This window comes from Streptomyces sp. NPDC056835, from assembly GCF_042789485.1.
GTDB lineage: Bacteria > Actinomycetota > Actinomycetes > Streptomycetales > Streptomycetaceae > Streptomyces.
In genome coordinates this window covers 1-16,223 of record NZ_JBHUBB010000065.1, presented here as the reverse complement: position 1 = coordinate 16,223, position 16,223 = coordinate 1, and the positions used below count along the sequence as shown (strand labels likewise).

Annotated in this window: 15 protein-coding genes and 1 riboswitch; of the genes, 7 read left to right on the top strand and 8 right to left on the bottom strand. The window is 72.5% G+C overall.

Features of this window, described 5'->3' with window-relative positions; genetic code table 11:
- Positions 1-92: 92 nt before the first annotated feature.
- Positions 93-210: riboswitch (SAM riboswitch) on the top strand.
- A gap of 198 nt (positions 211-408) precedes the next feature.
- Positions 409-1,794, top strand: a complete 1,386-nt coding sequence (locus tag ACFRMN_RS38125; RefSeq protein WP_383029010.1) for an aminotransferase class V-fold PLP-dependent enzyme — start codon at positions 409-411, stop codon at positions 1,792-1,794.
- Between the two features lie 3 nt (positions 1,795-1,797).
- Here ACFRMN_RS38125 and ACFRMN_RS38120 read toward each other — a convergent pair whose 3' ends face one another.
- The 7 genes from ACFRMN_RS38120 to ACFRMN_RS38090 all read right to left on the bottom strand — a co-directional run bounded on the left by ACFRMN_RS38120 (position 1,798) and on the right by ACFRMN_RS38090 (position 7,943).
- Entirely contained in the window at positions 1,798-2,973 is a 1,176-nt protein-coding gene (locus ACFRMN_RS38120; RefSeq protein ID WP_383029008.1) for a glycerate kinase, read from the bottom strand.
- Positions 2,970-4,403, bottom strand: coding sequence for an SLC13 family permease (locus tag ACFRMN_RS38115; protein ID WP_383029005.1), 1,434 nt, complete (start codon positions 4,401-4,403; stop codon positions 2,970-2,972). The genes ACFRMN_RS38120 and ACFRMN_RS38115 overlap by 4 nt, the downstream gene beginning before the upstream one ends.
- A gap of 79 nt (positions 4,404-4,482) precedes the next feature.
- Entirely contained in the window at positions 4,483-5,142 is a 660-nt protein-coding gene (locus tag ACFRMN_RS38110; RefSeq protein WP_383029003.1) for a response regulator transcription factor, read from the bottom strand.
- Complete coding sequence (locus tag ACFRMN_RS38105) at positions 5,139-6,590, bottom strand: sensor histidine kinase (RefSeq protein WP_383029001.1); 1,452 nt, start codon at positions 6,588-6,590, stop codon at positions 5,139-5,141. The genes ACFRMN_RS38110 and ACFRMN_RS38105 overlap by 4 nt, the downstream gene beginning before the upstream one ends.
- Positions 6,553-6,846 carry a small hydrophilic protein gene (locus ACFRMN_RS38100; RefSeq protein ID WP_383028998.1) on the bottom strand — a complete coding sequence of 98 codons (294 nt, stop codon included), beginning with the start codon at positions 6,844-6,846 and terminating at the stop codon, positions 6,553-6,555. The genes ACFRMN_RS38105 and ACFRMN_RS38100 overlap by 38 nt, the downstream gene beginning before the upstream one ends.
- Positions 6,847-6,954: 108 nt before the next feature.
- A complete protein-coding gene (locus ACFRMN_RS38095; protein ID WP_383028995.1) occupies positions 6,955-7,236 on the bottom strand; it encodes an Lrp/AsnC family transcriptional regulator in 282 nt (93 codons plus the stop codon).
- Positions 7,233-7,943, bottom strand: coding sequence for a rhomboid family intramembrane serine protease (locus ACFRMN_RS38090; protein ID WP_383028992.1), 711 nt, complete (start codon positions 7,941-7,943; stop codon positions 7,233-7,235). The genes ACFRMN_RS38095 and ACFRMN_RS38090 overlap by 4 nt, the downstream gene beginning before the upstream one ends.
- 172 nt (positions 7,944-8,115) lie before the next feature.
- On the opposite strand from ACFRMN_RS38090, the gene ACFRMN_RS38085 reads away from it, so the two are divergent.
- From ACFRMN_RS38085 to ACFRMN_RS38065, 5 genes are all read left to right on the top strand, one after another.
- Positions 8,116-8,358: a hypothetical protein gene (locus ACFRMN_RS38085; protein WP_129769776.1), complete on the top strand. Its 243-nt coding sequence runs from the start codon at positions 8,116-8,118 to the stop codon at positions 8,356-8,358.
- Between the two features lie 37 nt (positions 8,359-8,395).
- Complete coding sequence (locus ACFRMN_RS38080) at positions 8,396-9,760, top strand: NYN domain-containing protein (protein ID WP_383028989.1); 1,365 nt, start codon at positions 8,396-8,398, stop codon at positions 9,758-9,760.
- A 365-nt stretch (positions 9,761-10,125) separates the two neighbouring features.
- Positions 10,126-11,163 carry an NlpC/P60 family protein gene (locus ACFRMN_RS38075; protein ID WP_383028987.1) on the top strand — a complete coding sequence of 346 codons (1,038 nt, stop codon included), beginning with the start codon at positions 10,126-10,128 and terminating at the stop codon, positions 11,161-11,163.
- A gap of 232 nt (positions 11,164-11,395) precedes the next feature.
- Positions 11,396-12,430: an NlpC/P60 family protein gene (locus tag ACFRMN_RS38070; protein WP_383028984.1), complete on the top strand. Its 1,035-nt coding sequence runs from the start codon at positions 11,396-11,398 to the stop codon at positions 12,428-12,430.
- A 39-nt stretch (positions 12,431-12,469) separates the two neighbouring features.
- A complete protein-coding gene (locus tag ACFRMN_RS38065) occupies positions 12,470-13,720 on the top strand; it encodes a hypothetical protein (protein ID WP_383028981.1) in 1,251 nt (416 codons plus the stop codon).
- Here the strand turns inward: ACFRMN_RS38065 and ACFRMN_RS38060 are convergent.
- Complete coding sequence (locus ACFRMN_RS38060; RefSeq protein ID WP_383029013.1) at positions 13,677-14,927, bottom strand: glycosyltransferase 87 family protein; 1,251 nt, start codon at positions 14,925-14,927, stop codon at positions 13,677-13,679. The two genes, ACFRMN_RS38065 and ACFRMN_RS38060, sit on opposite strands and share 44 nt — an antisense overlap.
- Before the next feature lie 113 nt (positions 14,928-15,040).
- Between ACFRMN_RS38060 and ACFRMN_RS38055 the strand changes: the two genes are divergently transcribed.
- Positions 15,041-16,195 carry a glycosyltransferase family 4 protein gene (locus ACFRMN_RS38055; RefSeq protein ID WP_383028979.1) on the top strand — a complete coding sequence of 385 codons (1,155 nt, stop codon included), beginning with the start codon at positions 15,041-15,043 and terminating at the stop codon, positions 16,193-16,195.
- Positions 16,196-16,223: the final 28 nt, after the last annotated feature.

Sequence of the window (16,223 nt, the reverse complement as noted above, 5' to 3'; positions counted from 1 at the left end):
CGGCGCACCCCCCGCCGGACGGCGCACCCCCCGCCGGACGGCGCACCCCCGCCGGAGGCGCCCCGCACCCCGTATGGCATACTCTCCGGCAAGGTCATGAGTGACAGCGATTAAGGCCCCGGCTCGCTGTCCGGCAACCCTCCGTCCGTGGCGGGGTGCCCCGGGTGAAGACCAGGCCGTAGGCAGCGAGGTCTGCGGCAAGCGCGGACCCCTGCCACCTTTGGGGTCCTGGTCCTCAAGGGAGCAGTCTCGTGAGCAAGCGAATGCGTTAGGGCGATCACGCCCCCTCTTCAACACCCTCCGCACGGCGACCCCGTGCGTCGAGGCACACCCCGCCACCAACGCGGCGCAGCCGCGCACCGCGGGGACTTGAAGCCGTTCCGACTTGTCCCGCCGGGAGATATCGCCATGTCCGCACGCCCGAACGCCGCCGCCACCACGACCCCGTCCGACGACCCCGCCTGCGCCGCCCCGCTGCCGGTGCTCGGGCGTGAGGTGACCGTCCCGCTCGTCACCGGCGGCGAGGTCACCTACGCCGCGCTCGACTACGCCGCCAGCGCCCCCGCCCTTCAGCGCGTGTGGGACGACGTCGCCGCGTACGCCCCGTACTACGGCAGTGTCCACCGGGGCGCCGGTTATCTCTCGCAGCTCTCCACGGATCTGTTCGAGAACAGCCGCCGCACGGTCGCGGAGTTCCTTGGCTGCCGCCCCGGTGACGAGGTCGTCTTCACTCGCTCGACCACCGACTCGCTCAATCTGCTGGCGGCTGTGGTCCCCGCGGAGTGCGAGGTGTTCGTGTTCGAGACCGAGCACCACGCGTCCCTGCTGCCCTGGCGGGACGCGCGGGTGACCTATCTGAACGCTCCTCGGACGCCGGGCGAGGCCGTCGCCACGCTGGAGCGGGCGCTCGCCGGGCGGGGGTCCGCGGGGCCGGCGCTGGTCTGTGTGACCGGTGCGTCCAATGTGACCGGTGAGCTGTGGCCCGTACGGGAGTTGGCCGCCGCCGCGCACGCGGGGGGCGCTCGTATCGTGCTGGACGCCGCTCAGCTCGCGCCGCACCATCCCGTGGACATCGCGGAGTTGGACGTCGACTGGGTGGCCTTCTCCGGGCACAAGCTGTACGCGCCGTTCGGGTCCGGGGTGCTGGCCGGGCGGGCCGACTGGCTTCAGGACGCGGAGCCGTATCTCGCCGGGGGCGGCGCCAGCCGTAAGGTCGCGCGCCGGGCGGACGGCGGGGTGGATGTCGACTGGCACACCACGGCGGCCCGGCACGAGGCCGGTTCGCCCAATGTCATCGGGGTGTACGCGATCGCCTCGGCCTGCAAGGCGCTCACCGACGCCGGGTTCGACACGCTGGTGGCGCGTGAGCAGCGGCTCGTGGCCCGGGTACGGGAGGGGCTGGCCGGGGTGCCCGAGGTGAAGGTGCTCTCGTTGTTCGGTGAGGACGCGCCGCGGGTCGGCGTGCTGTCGTTCGTGGTCGAGGGGTGGAACAGCTCGCACTTCGCGGCCGCGCTCTCCGCGGAGTACGGCATCGGCGTACGGGACGGGCTCTTCTGCGCCCACCCGCTGGTACGGACGCTACTGGACAGCGACCCGCAGGACCCGGGGGAGTGCGGCGCCCCGGAGGCCGAGCCGGGTGAGCGGTCGCTCAACGCGATCCGGGTCAGTTTCGGCGCCGGGACGCCGGACGAGCATGTCGACCGGTTCGTCCGGGCCGTGCGGGAGCTGGTGACCGACGGCGCGCGGTGGAACTACCGTACGGAGGACGGGCGCTGCGTTCCGGATCGCGGCTGAGCCTCAGGCCGCGACGGGTGCGAGGCGGGTGCCCAGCAGGACCATCCGCAGGGCGCGTTCGGCCGCGTCGGCGAGGAACTCACCGCCGCGGTCGAGGGCTTCGGGCAGTGCCACCGGCGCGGGCAGGATCGAGCTGTACGCGTCGACCCCCACGGCCCGCACCTCGTGCGCGCCCTGCCCGATGGTGCCGGCCAGTACGAGGACCGGCACTCCGGACGCGTGGGCGCGGCGGGCCACTTCGGCCGGGATCTTGCCGCGTACGGTCTGGTGGTCGAGCGCGCCCTCGGCGGTGATCACCAGATCGGCGCGGGCCAGCCGTGCGTCGAGGTCGAGGCGGTCGAGCAGTACGTCGAAGCGGGGCAGCAGGCGCGCGCCGAGGGCGGCCAGACCGGCTCCCAGACCGCCGGAGGCGCCCGTGCCGGGGGCGGTGCGCAGGTCGGTTCCGGGGGACAGGTCGCGGGTGAGGACGGCCGCCCAGTGCTCCAGCGCCATGGACAGTTCCTCCACCCGGGCCGGGCCGGCGCCCTTCTGCGGGCCGAACACCCGGGCCACCCCGCGCGGGCCGCACAGGACGTTGAACGGGTTGCAGGCGACGAGCAGTTCGGTGCCGGACAGCCGAGGGTCGAGCCCGCTCGTATCGATACGGTCGAGTCCGCGCAGCGCCGCGCCGCCCGGGGGCAGCTCCCGGCCGCGGTGGTCCAGGAGCCGGGCGCCGAGTGCGCGCAGCGCGCCGGCGCCGCCGTCCGACGTGCCGGAGTCGCCGCAGCCGACGAGGACGCGCCGGACGCCCAGGTCCAGTGCGGCGCCGATGAGCTGGCCGACGCCGTGGGTCGTGGTGGTGCCCGGGTCGCGCCGGCCGGCCGGTACGAGCGAGAGGCCCGCGACGGCGGCCATCTCGACGACGGCGGTCGCCGTACCGGGCGCGGTGCCCCCGAGGAGTGCGAAGTGGCTGCTGACGGGGTCTCCGACCGGGCCGGTCGCGGTGTACGGGACCAGCCGGCCGCCGGTCGCGGCGGCCAGCGCCTCGGCGGTGCCCTCGCCCCCGTCCACCAGCGGGATGAGATCGACCTCCGCGTCGGGGACCACCCTGAGCAGGCCCTCGGCGATGGACTCGGCGACCTGGCGGGCGGAAAGGGACTCCTTGAAGCCGCTGGGGGCGATGGCGATGCGGTAGCTCATGGCTGGGTCTCCAGACGAACGGGCACGCCGAGCAGCGGCCAGACGGCGAGGGCGAAGAGCAGGACGAGGGCCGCTGTGAGCGGCGCGAGCACGGCGGAGAGCCGGAGCAGATCACGCGGGGTGTAGGTGGGTGTGCCGGGCAGGTCGGCGAAGAGCGCGACGGGTTTCGCGGAGGCGGGCAGGGTGTGGCAGAACCCGGCCGCGGCGGTCGAGGCGAGCGCGGCGGCCATCGGGTTGACGCCGGCGCCGATGGCCGCGACGACCACCAGCGGGACCAGTACGGAGGAGCGGGCCGAGCGGGACTGAAGGGCCAGATGGGCGGCCGTACTGATCACCACCACCCCGGTGAGGAACGCCCACGGTGGGATGGCGGAGCCGCCCGGGACCCAGCTGACCAGCCACGCGGCGGCTCCCGAGTCGGCGAGGGCGACACCCATCGCCATGGTCGCCGCCATGAAGAGCAGCAGCGGCCAGGGCACCGTACGCAGCCCGTCCTTGAGCCCGACGGTCCCGAGCGCGGGGGACGCGGCGACGACCGCGCCGATCAGCGCGACCACCGCCGGTGACACGCCGTGCAACGGTTCGCTGCACCACAGCACGACCACGGTCCCGAGCAGCAGCGCGCACCGCGCCTCCGACGAGGTCAGCGGGCCGTCGACCGGGGTGCCCGAGTGCTCCTGGATCTCCGCCGCGGTGATCCTGACGGGTCCGCGCCGGTCGGCGCGTGTCGTGGTCGTCAGGAGCACCGCCTCGGCGGCGAGATGGGAGCTGACGACGGCGAGCGGCAGCCCGAGCAGCAGCCACTCGACAAATCCCAGCCGCTGTCCGGTCTGCTCCCACAGCACGCTGACGGTGATCAGATGCGCGCCCGCGCCGATCAGGGTGGCGACGGCGGAGAGCAGGATGACGGTCGGGAAGAGCAGCGCGAGCATCACCACCAGGCGCTTGCGGTCGGCGAGCGCCTTGGCGAGTGCCAGGAAGACCGGCAGGGCGAGGGCCGCGCGCCCCGAGGTGGCGGGTACGGCGAAGGCGGTGACCACCAGCGCGGCCGTGGTCAGATGCGTCAACTGCCGTACGGTACGGGCCCCGCCGACCAGGAAGGCCGCGGCCCGGCCCGCGAGCCCGGTTCCCGTGACCGCGGCCGCCAGGACGAACGCGCAGATCAGCAGCCACACCGTCTCGTCGCCGAGCGTCGCGAACAGCGTCTCGCTGCTGATCACCCCCGTCGCGGTCAGCGCCAGCCCGGCGCCCAGGGCGATATACGTGTCGTCCACCGGGGTGGCGATCCAGGCGCAGGTGGCGAGGGCGAAGACGCCGAGCGTGAGCCGCGCGTCACCGCTCAGGCCCGGGAGCGAACCGGGCACGGCGAGCAGTGCGCAGATACTGAGTACGGCACAGAGCCAGCCGGCCTGCCGGAACGAGAGGGTCACGAAGAACAGTTTTCGTCCGTGCGGTGAGCCCCGAATGAACGCTTTGTGAAAGGGAGTTCATGTGGCGGGCCGGTGGCCGTCACGGCATCCGGTAGCCCATGCCCCGTACGGTCTCCAGCCGCTGGGCGCCCAGCTTCTTGCGCAGGGCCCGTACGTATACGTCCACGATGTTGGAGCCGGGGTCGAAGTCGTACCCCCAGACATGGGAGAGGATCTGCTCACGAGAGAGCACCTGGCCCGGATGGCGCAGAAACAGTTCGAGCAGTACGAACTCACGGGCCGTCAGATCGACGGTCAGCTCGCCCGAACGCGCCCTGCGGGTACGCAGATCCAGGCTGAGGTCGCCACTGCGCAACATCGTCACCTCGGGCGCCCGCGCGGCGGTGCGCAGCCGCAACCGTATCCGCGCGAGCAGTTCCTCGAAGCGGAACGGCTTCGTCATCCAGTCGTCGGCGCCGCCCTCCAGCCCGGCCACGGTGTCCCGTACGGAGTCCCGCGCCGTCAGCACGATGACCGGCAGTGTCACCCGCGCCTCGCGCAGCTCCCGCAGCACGGTGAAGCCGTCGCGCCCCGGCAGCCCGATGTCGAGCAGCACCAGATCGAAGCCGCCGGTGACGGAGTACTCCAGGGCCGAGTCGCCGTCGGCGGCCACGGTGGTGGTGAAGCCGTTGGCGCGCAGCCCCTTCTCCACGAAGGAGGCGATGCGTTCCTCGTCCTCGGCGATCAGTATGCGGTTCATGAACTCGTCTCCAGGATGAGTACGAAGGTGGCGCCGCCGCCCTCGGTGGGGCGCAGCTCGACCCGGCCCCGGTGGCCTTCGGCGATCGCCCTGACGATCGCCAGGCCGAGCCCGGCGCCGCTGGTGCGGGCGCCGCGGCGGGCCGTACCGCGGCGGAACCGTTCGAAGATCACCTCCGCGTCCTGCGGCTGTACGCCGGGGCCGTTGTCGGTGACATGGAGCTCGATCCGGTCGCCGTGCGCCCGCGAGCCGATCCGTATGCGCTGCCCCGGCACGGTGTGCTGCACGGCGTTCTGCGCGAGCTGCACCATCGCCTGGGTGATGCGCTGCGGATCGAGCCGCGCCTCGCGGTCCGCGACCCCGTCAAGCAGCCAGTCCCGGTCGCCCAGGGTCCGCGCCTTTACGAAGACATCGGCGGTCAGCTCGGCGAGCTGGACCGGCTCAGGACTGATGAAGTCGGGCCGTTCGGCCTTGGCGAGCAGCAGCAGATCCTCGACGATGCGGCTCATCCGGTCCAGCTCGTCGGTGACCAGACGCACGGTCTCCTCCCGGTCGGCCGGGTCGTCGCCCATCACCTCCAGATGGCCGCGCACGATGGTGATGGGCGTACGCAGCTCGTGCCCGGCGTCGTCGACGAACTCCCGCTGCGCGGCGAACGCCCGCTCCAGCCGGTCGAGCATCCCGTTGAAGGTCTCGGCGAGGGCCGCGATGTCGTCCCGGCCCTTGACGGGGATACGACGGGTGAGGTCCTGCTCGGTGAGTTGCGCCGCGGTGATCCGTACGACCCGTACCGGCGCGAGTATGCGGCCCGCGACCGCCCAGCCGATGCCGGTCGTCATCAGCAGCGCCACCCCCGAGATGACCAGCAGCGTACGGAACGTCTCGTTGGCGACGGCCCGTTCCCGGTCCGCGTGGAAGGCGACGACGAACGCGCCGGGCGCCGCGTCGCCCGCCGGGTCTATGGCGACCTTCGCCCAGCGCAGCTCGCCCCGCGAGCGGTGCAGGGTGCCGGAGGCCGCCTCGGAGGCGAAGATCCGGGTCAGCGCGTCGTCGTCCCGCCACAGGGCGGTCTTGTCCGGGAGGTCGCGGCGCTGCCGGATCACATGCGGCTTGGGTTCGGCGGCCCGGATCAGGCCGAGCAGTTCCTCGTCCGCGTCGGAGTACTGGCGTTGCAGGAACACCCGGAGCAGTCGGCGCGGGTCGGTGAACCGCTCGCCGGTCTCCGGGTCGACGCCCTGGCTGACGAAGTTCGCGAACTCGCCGGTCTCCTGGGTGAGCAGCTGGCTGATCCGCTGGTCGACGTCCCGCAACAGGATCGAGCGGGTGGTGGTGGCCACGGCGGCCAGCGCGATCGCCATCACCACCAGCAGCCACAGGAGGATCCGTACCCGGGCGGAGATACGGCGCGAGTCAGCCGTCTTCACCGGTGTCGTCACCGCGGTCGTCATCGTCGTCACCGTCGGTGGCCGAGGGCCCGGGTACGACGGCGTCGCTCGGGGTGGCGCCGGGGCCGGCGCTCTTCGAGGGGCCCGGAGTGGTGTCCGGCAGCACGCCGGGCGTGCCGGACGGTGTGGTGCCCAGCTCCACCTTGGGCGGCACCTTGGGCGCGTCGGGACTGTCCGTCATCGCGTAGCTGGTCGCGGCGATACCGAGCGGGATGGCGACGACCGCCGCCAGGGCCGCCAGACGAGGAGAGAAAGCCATGTCCGTCATGGTGCCGGGCGCGGGAGAGGCGGGGATGAGCGCCGGATGAGGATTTCTTCATCCGCCGCCGCGACCGCCGTCGACGCCGGGCACCGACGCCGAGGGGACCTAAGCGTCGAGTCCGATGGCGAAGGCGGCTTCCAGGTCGTGCTGGGAGTACGTACGGAACGCCACATGCGTGTCCGTGGCCTCGACGCCCTCGATCTTGCTGATCCGGCCGGGGATCACCTCCGCCAGATCGTCGTGCCTGGGGACCCGGACCATGGCGATCAGGTCGTACGTACCGGTGACCGAGAAGACCTCGCTGACGCTGTCGAGGGCCGCGATCGACTCCGCGATCTCGGGGATCCGGTCGACGCTGGTCTTGATGAGCACGATCGCGGTGATCACGGTTGGCGTTCTCCCTCGGTGGCCGCGGCTGGGTCTTTCACTCTATCGGTACGCCAGTAACGCACCCAGGCGAAGAGGAAGCCCGTGCCGAACCCCACCACATGCGCGAGATAGGCGACCCCGGGGCCGGCCTCCGCGCCCCGCGCCGCCATCCACTGGAGCACGAACCAGAAGATCAGCACGATCCAGGCGGGGAAGCGGAGCGGCAGGAAGAGCAGAAACGGGAAGAGGCTGGTGACCCGGGCCCTGGGGAAGAGATAGAGAAAGGCACCGAGCACCCCCGAGATCGCGCCGGAGGCTCCCACCAGCGTCTGGTCCGAGTCGGCGTTGGCCGCCGCGTACACGAACAGCGCGAAGTAGCCGACGCTGAGATAGAAGAGCGCGAACCGCGCCCGGCCCATCCGCTCCTCGGCCATCGCCCCGAAGACATACAGAAAGAGCATGTTGCCCAGCAGATGCAGCCAGCTGCCGTGGACGAAGAGCGCGGTCAGCGGGGTGAGCAGGGCGTGCGGGGTGCCGCGCAGCAGATTGACCGGGATGACGCCCCACCGTTCGAAATACGCGCTCTGGGTCGCGAGGAGCGTGTCCCCCTTCCCGTACCCCGGATTGAACCCCGACAGCGGGCTGACCAGGAAGACCAGACAGCAGAGGCCGATCAGTCCGTAGGTCACCACTGGGCCGTCGGCCGCCGTCCGCCACTTGATCATGGACAGAGCATTGCGTACCTGGACCGACTGGTACAGAGTGCCTCGCCGCCCCCTGGAGTGGCCGCCAGGCCGTAGGGTTGCTGGCATCACACGCGTGTCCCCGGCGTCCGGCGCGTTTCGAGGGCGCACCGCGGGACACCGCACGAGGGACGACGAAAAGAGGACGGCGACGATGACGACGGTTCCCCAGCCGACGGCCGCTACCCGGTGGCGCTGCACGCTGTGCGGCAATCTCACGCGCTTCGATGTGACCCGCTCCGCGAAGACCGTCGAGTACGTCCATCTGGACCTGGCCGGGGAGCCGAAGGTCGAGGAGCGCGAGGTGGTCAGTGAGACCATCGAGTCGGTGCGGTGCCGTTGGTGCAACGCCGTGGACCAGATCGAGCTGGTGGACAGGCCAGGGGCCGGTTCCTGAGGGAGCCGCCCGAAAGGGGTAGATGGGGTGACGGATCGTGGAGCAGCCCGCGAGCGGTGCTGAGCCGGCCGGTGCGGCCGGCGGTGACGCCGCGGAGGCGCTCGACCGCCCGCTCCCGGACGGGGTACGGCGCCGGGTCGTCGCGCTGGTCTCCGATGCCTTCGGCGGGCTGACCGTCACCGAACTTCCCGCGCAATTGCGGCAGTACGCCCGGTTCACCCCGAGCAGGCGGGCGAAGTTCGCGGGGAACGCGATGGCCGCCGCCCTGGAGAGCGATCCGGTGTTCCGGCAGCGGATCGGGGAGCGGATCAGCCAGTCCCAGCCCGAGCTGGCCGCGGCCCTGGAGGCGGGCTCGCCGCCCGCCGCGGCCGATCCCGTCGATGTCGCCGCCGCCGCGTATGTCCTCAGACCGCCGGGGTGGGTGAAGCTGGCGGCCGCCGCCGGCGAGGAGGCCCAGCGGGCGGACGCCGAGCGGGCCGGTGCGGAGGCCCGGCGTGAGCTGGAGCGGCTTCGTGAGGAGCTGGCCGCCGCCAGGGCGCTGACGAAGAGCGAGACCGAACGGCTGCGTACGGAGCTGGAGGCGGCCCGCAAGGAGTCCGAATCGCTCCATCGCAAGCTGCGCAGCGCCCAGAGCGATGTGAAGCGGGGCGAGGCCGCGCTGCGCCGCGCGAACGCGGAGTCCGAGGCGTTCCGGGCCGAGTCCGCGGTGCAGATCTCCGCCGCGGAGAGCGAGACGCGCCGGATCAGGGCGCGTCTCGGTGAGGCGGAGGCGGCTGTCGAGGCGAGCCGCCGGGCCGCCCGCGAGGGCCGCTCGGTGGAGGACATGCGGCTGCGGCTGCTGCTTGACACGGTGCTGGAGTCGGCGCAGGGGCTGCGGCGCGAGCTGGCGCTGCCGCCCGCCGCCGCCCGCCCCGCGGACACCGTCGACGCGGTGGAGCCCGGCCGGATGTCTCCCAAGGACGTGGCGGCCCGCGCGCTCTCCGAGACCGATCCCGCGCTGCTCGACCAGTTGCTCGCGCTGCCGCAGGCACATCTGATCGTGGACGGCTACAACGTCACCAAGACCGGCTATCCGACGATGCCGCTGGAGAAGCAGCGGCTGCGGCTGCTGGGCGGGCTCGCCATGCTCGCGGCGCAGACGGGCGCCGAGATGACCTGTGTCTTCGACGGCGCCGAGCTGGCGGCGCCGGTGCTGCTCGCCCCGCCGCGCGGGGTGCGGGTGCTGTTCTCCAAACCGGGCGTGACGGCGGACGAGTTGATCCGCCAGCTCGTCAGGGCGGAGCCGCCGGGCCGGCCCGTGGTGGTCGTCTCCACCGACCGGGAGGTCGCGGACGGGGTCGCCAGGGCCGGCGCCAGGCCGGTCGCGTCCGCCTTGCTACTGAAGCGGCTTTCGCGCGTCTGATGCCGATCACACCCTGATCGTGGCACTGGTCAACTCATGCGAACAATGACCGAATTGAGCGCCCATCTCCGCAGCGCAGCGTCAAATGTCCATGACTGCCTGTGTGGTGTCTGTAAATTATGTGCGTCCCCACCGAGTTTTTCCCTGGAAGGATTTGAAGTGATCACAAGAAGGTCACTAGGGTCAGGCCTCGAACCTTCGCGCGGTTGATCATCCATCCGGGGTGACAGCGAAGGAACCGCCGATTTCGTGCAGTTCGGCCCGGTTGAGTCCAGTTCAGTTCGCTGGAGGGGTGGACGCAGGAAGCCGGGACTTCGCGTCCCCCACTGCCCGGTAGGCGGCTGAGGAAGAAGGAGCTCGCCTCCGTGGCGTCCCACCGTCGACCCAAGCAGCCGAGCCGCGCCCGTGTGACCGTGCTCACCGCTACCGCCGCCGCTGCCGTTGCTCTCAGCTCCCAGGCCGCACACGCCGACCCGAAGCCGAGCAAGGAAGACGTCAAGGAAAAGGTCGACAAGCTCTACGAGGACGCGGAGAAGGCCACCGAGAAGTTCAACGGGGCCAAGGAGGCGCAGGGCAAGCTCGAAAAGCAGGTCGACGCCCTCCAGGACAAGGTCGCCCGCGGCCAGGACGAGCTCAACGACCTGCGCGACGGCCTCGGTTCGATGGCCAGCGCCCAGTACCGCACCGGTGGCATCGACCCGGCCGTGCAGCTGTTCCTCTCCTCGGACCCGGACAGCTACCTGGAGAAGGCGTCCACGCTCGACCAGGTCAGCGCCAAGCAGGCCGACACGCTCCAGCAGATCCAGTCCAAGCAGCGGACCCTCGCGCAGCAGCGCCAGGAGGCCCAGAGCAAGGTCACGGACCTCGCGGAGACCCGCAAGCAGCTCGGCGAGAAGAAGGACGAGGTCCGGGCCAAGCTCGCCGAGGCGCAGAAGCTGCTCAACACACTGACCGCGCAGGAGCGCCAGGCACTCGCCCAGGAGGAGGAGTCCCGCGCCAGCCGCGACGGCGGTACCTCCTCGCGCGCCGACCTCGGCAACGTCGGGTCCTCCTCGCAGCTCGCCGCCGCCGCGTTCGCCGCCGCCCAGAGCAAGATCGGCACCCCGTACGTCTACGGCGCCAGCGGCCCCGGCTCGTTCGACTGCTCCGGGCTGACCTCCTGGGCGTTCGCGCAGGCCGGCGCGACCATACCCCGTACCTCCCAGGCCCAGGCCAACGCCGGTACGCGCCTCGGGATGAGCCAGCTCAAGCAGGGCGACCTGGTCATCTTCTACGGCGACCTGCACCACGTCGGCTTCTACGCGGGCAACGGCCAGGTGCTGCACGCCCCCAAGCCCGGTGCCAACGTGCGCTACGAGTCCATCAACAACATGCCGTTCCAGTTCGGTGTCCGGATCGTCTGACGGCCGCTGACACCCGCCCATTCGGGCGAATTCCCGCTACGCACGCTGACGCCGCGCCCCGCCGATGACCTTGTGGTCTCCGGTGGGGCGCCGTTTTGTGTGCGCGGGGCGGTCGTTGGTCGCTCCGTGGTCGCACGGCTACTGTCTGCTGCGCGCAGCTCCGGCCAGCGGTCCGCCCGTCGGGCGGCAGGGGCTGCGTCAGTGCGTACAGCGGAAGGAAGTGCGGCTTCCTGTGGTGTCCCATCGCCGCCCCTCACAGCCCGGTCTGGGCCTCGGCGCCCGTAACAGCGCGATCGCAGTGTCCGCCGCGGCGGCCACGGCCGCGGCGGCGCTCGGAGCCGCCCCCGCGGGCGCCGACCCGCAGCAGACGCCGGAGGCCACCCGCGCCCAGGTCGACCGGCTCTACGAACAGGCCGAGAGGGCCACCGAGTTGTACAACAAGGCGAGCGAACAGGCGGGACGGCTGCGCGTCTTGGTCGACCAGGCGCAGGACAGCGCCGCCCGTGGCCAGGAGCGCGTCAACAAGATGCGCGGAGCGCTCGGGTCACTCGCCGGCGCCCAGTACCGCTCGGGCGGCATCGATCCGGCCCTCGCCCTGCTGCTCTCCTCCGACCCCGACAGCTATCTCGACAAGGCCTCCGTCCTGGACCGGGTCGGCGCCCGCCAGTCCGGCACCCTGAGGGAACTCCAGCAGGCCCAGCGGAGGCTGGGACAGGTGCGTATGGAAGCCGCCCACGACCTCACCGAGCTGGAGCGCAGCAGGGCCGCCGTATCCCGGCACAAGCGCACCGTCGAACGCAAACTCGCCGAGGCGCGCCGGCTGCTCGACTCGCTGCCGAGCGCCGACCGCGACTCCTACGACCGGGCCTCACGCTCCGACCGGGGCGAGGGATCCGCGCTCATGGGCGGCGTACCGGCCTCGGGGCGCGCCGCGGCGGCGGTACGCGCCGCCCAGAACGCGGTGGGCAGGCCCTACGTCTGGGGCGCCAACGGGCCCGCCGGCTTCGACTGTTCCGGGCTCACCCAGTGGTCGTACGCGCAGGCGGGCGTCGGACTGCCGCGCACCTCCCAGGCGCAGCGGTACGCGGGCCGGCAGGTCCCGCTCTCCGCCGCGCGCCCCGGTGACCTCGTGGCGTACCGCGACGACGCCAGTCACATCGGCATGTACGCGGGCAACGGCCAGGTGATCCACGCCCCGTACCCCGGAGCCTCGGTGCGCTACGACCCGGTCGGCATGATGCCGGTCTCGTCGGTCACGCGCGTCTGATCGGTACCGGTCCGCCGGCCACCCCGTACGATCGGCGGCGTGGCAGGTCGGGCGCGTACGGCGGCAGGACGGCACGGCGCGTGGGGACGTACGGCCGTGCCGTGGCTCGTCGCGCTGCTGCTGGCGGCGGGCTGTACGGCCCCCGAGAAGGCCCCCGACACCGCCACCGACGCGATCGGGCGGACCTTGGAACGGCGGGCCGCCGCCGTGATGGACCGGGACGAGGACGCGTATCTCGCCGTCCTCGCCCCCTCCGCGCGGACCCTGCGCGCCACCGCGCGCGAGGAGTTCGAGAACCTCGCGGACGTGCCGCTCGGCTCCTGGACGTACCACCTCACCGACATCGAACGCGCCGGTGACCGGGCCACCGTCCAGGCCGAACTGCGCTACCGGATCGCCGGCTACGACACCGCGCCGGTCTCCACGCCCCGGACGCTGGCGCTGGAGGAGAGCGGGGGGAGCTGGTACGTGACCGGGGACCGGCCCGGCGCGGGCGGCGCCCCACAGCTCTGGCAGCAGGGCGAGGTACGGGCCGTACGCGGCACGCACAGCCTCGTCCTCGGCGTCGGAGCGGGCGAGACCGCCGAAGCGCGGCTGCGCGGCATCGCGACCGCCGCCGACCGGGCCGTACCCGCCGTGGACGACGCCTGGCCGGGCACGTGGGCGCGCCGGGTGGTGCTGCTCGTGCCGGACTCCCTGGAATCCATGGCCGGGCTGCTGGGGGCGCCCGCGGCCGGATACCGCGGCATCGCGGCGGTCACCACCGGCGAGGTCGGCTCCCCGGGCGCGGCGCCCGCCGACCGGATCGTGGTGAACCCCGAGGCGTACGCCGCCCTGAGCACCTACGGACAGCGGATCGTCCTCACCCACGAGACCGCCCATGTCGCGACCCGCGCCGCCACCTCGGCCGCCACTCCGGCGTGGCTCTCGGAGGGCTTCGCCGACTGGGTCGCGTACCGGGGCAGTGACCGGACGGCGGGCGAGATCGCCCCCGAACTCCAGCGCGCCGTCCGCCGCGGGGAGACGCCCTCCGAACTGCCGTCCGACGAGGACTTCGCCTTCGGCGGCGACGCCGACCGGCTGGCCCGTTCCTACGAGGGCGGCTGGCTGGCCTGCGAACTGATCGCCCGGGACTGGGGCGAGCGGCGGCTGACCGACTTCTACCGCGCGGTCGGGGCGCACCCGGGGCGCGAAGGAGCGGTGGAGAAGGCGGCGCACGACGTGCTCTCCACCACGCCCGACGACCTCACCGCACGTTGGCGCGACTTCGCGCGTCAGCGTCTGGCCTGACCGCGAGCGCGTCCCCGTCGCGCCGCCGGGGCCCGGAGACCGTGTCCCGCCACAGGCGCGCACAGGCGATCAAGGTCGCCGCGACCAGCAGCCCGTTCCGTACGGCCAGCAGCAGGACGCCCATCGGGTCGCCGGCCACCACATGCGAGAACAGCAGCGGGAATTCGAGCAGCGTCACCGCGGTCGCGGCCACCACCAGCCACGCGGGGAGGGTCATCCGGCTCGCCCGCAGCGTCAGACAGACGGCCGCCAGACCGACCAGCCAGAGCATGTACTGCGGGCTGATCACCCGGCTCGTGGTGGTGAACAGCAGCACGGCGGCGAGGGCCGCGTCGTACGGCGTGCCCGAGGTGAACGCGCGCGCCCTCAGCCGCCACACCAGCAGCCAGCCGAAGGCCACTACGGTCAGCGCCAGCGCGGCGTTGCTGACCAGCGGGACATACGGTCCGACGAACTCCACGGATCCGTAGTTGAGCAGCACGCTCCCGTTCCAGCCGTAATGCCTCGCCACCTGGAAGACCATCGCGCCCAGCGACTCGATCTCGGTGCCCCGGTCGCGCTGGAAGGTGAGGAACGCCAGCGCCCCGGGCATCGCGGCGGAACAGACCACGACCAGCAGGGCCGCCACCACCGCGGCCGTCGCCCACGAGCGCCGGGTGGCCCGGCCGCGAGGGGTGCCCACCAGCAGCAGGACCGGCCACACCTTCAGCAGCGCGCCGAACCCGGCGAGCGCCCCCAGCAGCCGCGGCCTGCGCACCCCGGCGAGCAGGGCCGCGACCGCCACCGCCGTCACCATCAGGTCGTAGCGCGCGTACGCCGTCGGACCCAGCAGCGGCACCCCCGCCACCCACACCCACGCGCCTCCCGGGGACCGGCCGGTCCGCCGGCCCGCGTACAGCAGAAGACCGAAGGCCACCGCGTCACAGAGCAGCGCCAGCACGAAGAACGCGGAGGCGTAGCCGAGGAACGGCAGCACCGCGGGCGAGATGATCGCCAGCACGGCGGCCGGCGGATACTGCCAGGTCACATCGTCCAGCGGATACGTGCCGGTCTTCAGCACCTCGTACCAGCCCTGGTAGATCACCGAGACATCGCCGGTGACGTCGGGCCCCGGCAGCGTGACGACCTTGAAGACGCAGAGCAGCAGCGCCGCCCTGGTGAGGGCCCACACCGCGACCGGGAACCGTGTGCCGTGCGCGCCCGCCATGACCGCCTCATCCTCGTCCGACTCGTACGTGCTCGCGGGAGTCATGATGCCGGGCGGTGCTGTGCGGGAGCCACGAGGCAGGGCCGCCGGTGCGTTGGGTACTGTCTGCGGCGATGCACAAGACATTGATCGTGACCAATGACTTTCCGCCCAGGCCGGGCGGCATCCAGGCGTTCCTGCACAACATGGCGCTCCGTCTGGACCCCGAGCGGCTCGTCGTCTACGCCTCCACCTGGAAGCGCGGGCGCGAGGGCGCGGAGGCGACCGCCGCGTTCGACGCGGAGCAGCCGTTCACCGTCGTACGCGACCGTACGACGATGCTGCTGCCGACCCCGCGCGTCACCCGCAGAGCCACCCGGCTGCTGCGCGAGCACGGCTGCGAGTCGGTCTGGTTCGGCGCCGCGGCCCCGCTCGGTCTGATGGCCCCCGCCCTGCGCGCCGCCGGCGCCCGGCGCCTGGTCGCCACCACGCACGGCCACGAGGCCGGCTGGGCCCAGCTGCCCGCCTCCCGGCAGCTGCTGCGGCGCATCGGCGAGGGCACGGACACGATCACCTATCTCGGTGAGTACACGCGCTCGCGCATCGCCGCCGCGCTCACCCCTGAGGCCGCCGCGCGCATGGTGCAACTGCCGCCCGGCGTCGACGAGAAGACCTTTCACCCGGGCTCGGGCGGCCAGGCCGTCCGCGAACGGCTCGGCCTCGCGGACCGGCCCGTCGTGGTCTGCGTCTCCCGGCTGGTCCCGCGCAAGGGCCAGGACACGCTGATCCTCGCGCTGCCCGCGATCCTGGAGCGGGTGCCTGACACCGTGCTGCTGATCGTGGGCGGCGGGCCGTACGAGGGTGCGCTGCGGAAGCTGGCGGCCGACACGGGGGTGGCCGGCTCGGTACGTTTCACCGGCGCCGTCCCCTGGTCGGAACTGCCCGCCCACTTCGGCGCCGGCGACGTCTTCGCGATGCCGTGCCGCACCCGGCGCGGCGGGCTCGACGTCGAGGGCCTGGGCATCGTCTATCTGGAGGCGTCGGCGACGGGGCTTCCGGTGATCGCGGGCGACTCGGGCGGGGCGCCGGACGCGGTGCTGGAGGGGGAGACGGGCTGGGTGGTGCGCGGGGGGCCGCGGGAGGTGGCGTCGGCGGAGACGGCGGAGCGGGTGGTGGCGCTGCTGCGGGACGCGGAGCTGAGGCGGCGGATGGGGGAGCGGGGGCGGGAGTGGGTGGAGGAGAGGTGGCGCTGGGACTTGCTGGCGTCGCGGCTCAGGTCGTTGCTTTAGCGCTGCGGCGCGCTGTGCGGGGTGCGCC

Excerpts from the sequence above, each read along its gene's own strand:
- ACFRMN_RS38105 (WP_383029001.1), bottom strand. The coding sequence starts at position 6,590 with ATGACGACCGCGGTGACGACACCGGTGAAGACGGCTGACTCGCGCCGT.
- ACFRMN_RS38055 (WP_383028979.1), top strand. The coding sequence starts at position 15,041 with ATGCACAAGACATTGATCGTGACCAATGACTTTCCGCCCAGGCCGGGC.
- ACFRMN_RS38120 (WP_383029008.1), bottom strand. The coding sequence starts at position 2,973 with ATGAGCTACCGCATCGCCATCGCCCCCAGCGGCTTCAAGGAGTCCCTT.
- ACFRMN_RS38100 (WP_383028998.1), bottom strand. The coding sequence starts at position 6,846 with ATGGCTTTCTCTCCTCGTCTGGCGGCCCTGGCGGCGGTCGTCGCCATC.
- ACFRMN_RS38125 (WP_383029010.1), top strand. The coding sequence starts at position 409 with ATGTCCGCACGCCCGAACGCCGCCGCCACCACGACCCCGTCCGACGAC.
- ACFRMN_RS38060 (WP_383029013.1), bottom strand. The coding sequence starts at position 14,927 with ATGGCGGGCGCGCACGGCACACGGTTCCCGGTCGCGGTGTGGGCCCTC.
- ACFRMN_RS38110 (WP_383029003.1), bottom strand. The coding sequence starts at position 5,142 with ATGAACCGCATACTGATCGCCGAGGACGAGGAACGCATCGCCTCCTTC.
- ACFRMN_RS38090 (WP_383028992.1), bottom strand. The coding sequence starts at position 7,943 with ATGATCAAGTGGCGGACGGCGGCCGACGGCCCAGTGGTGACCTACGGA.
- ACFRMN_RS38085 (WP_129769776.1), top strand. The coding sequence starts at position 8,116 with ATGACGACGGTTCCCCAGCCGACGGCCGCTACCCGGTGGCGCTGCACG.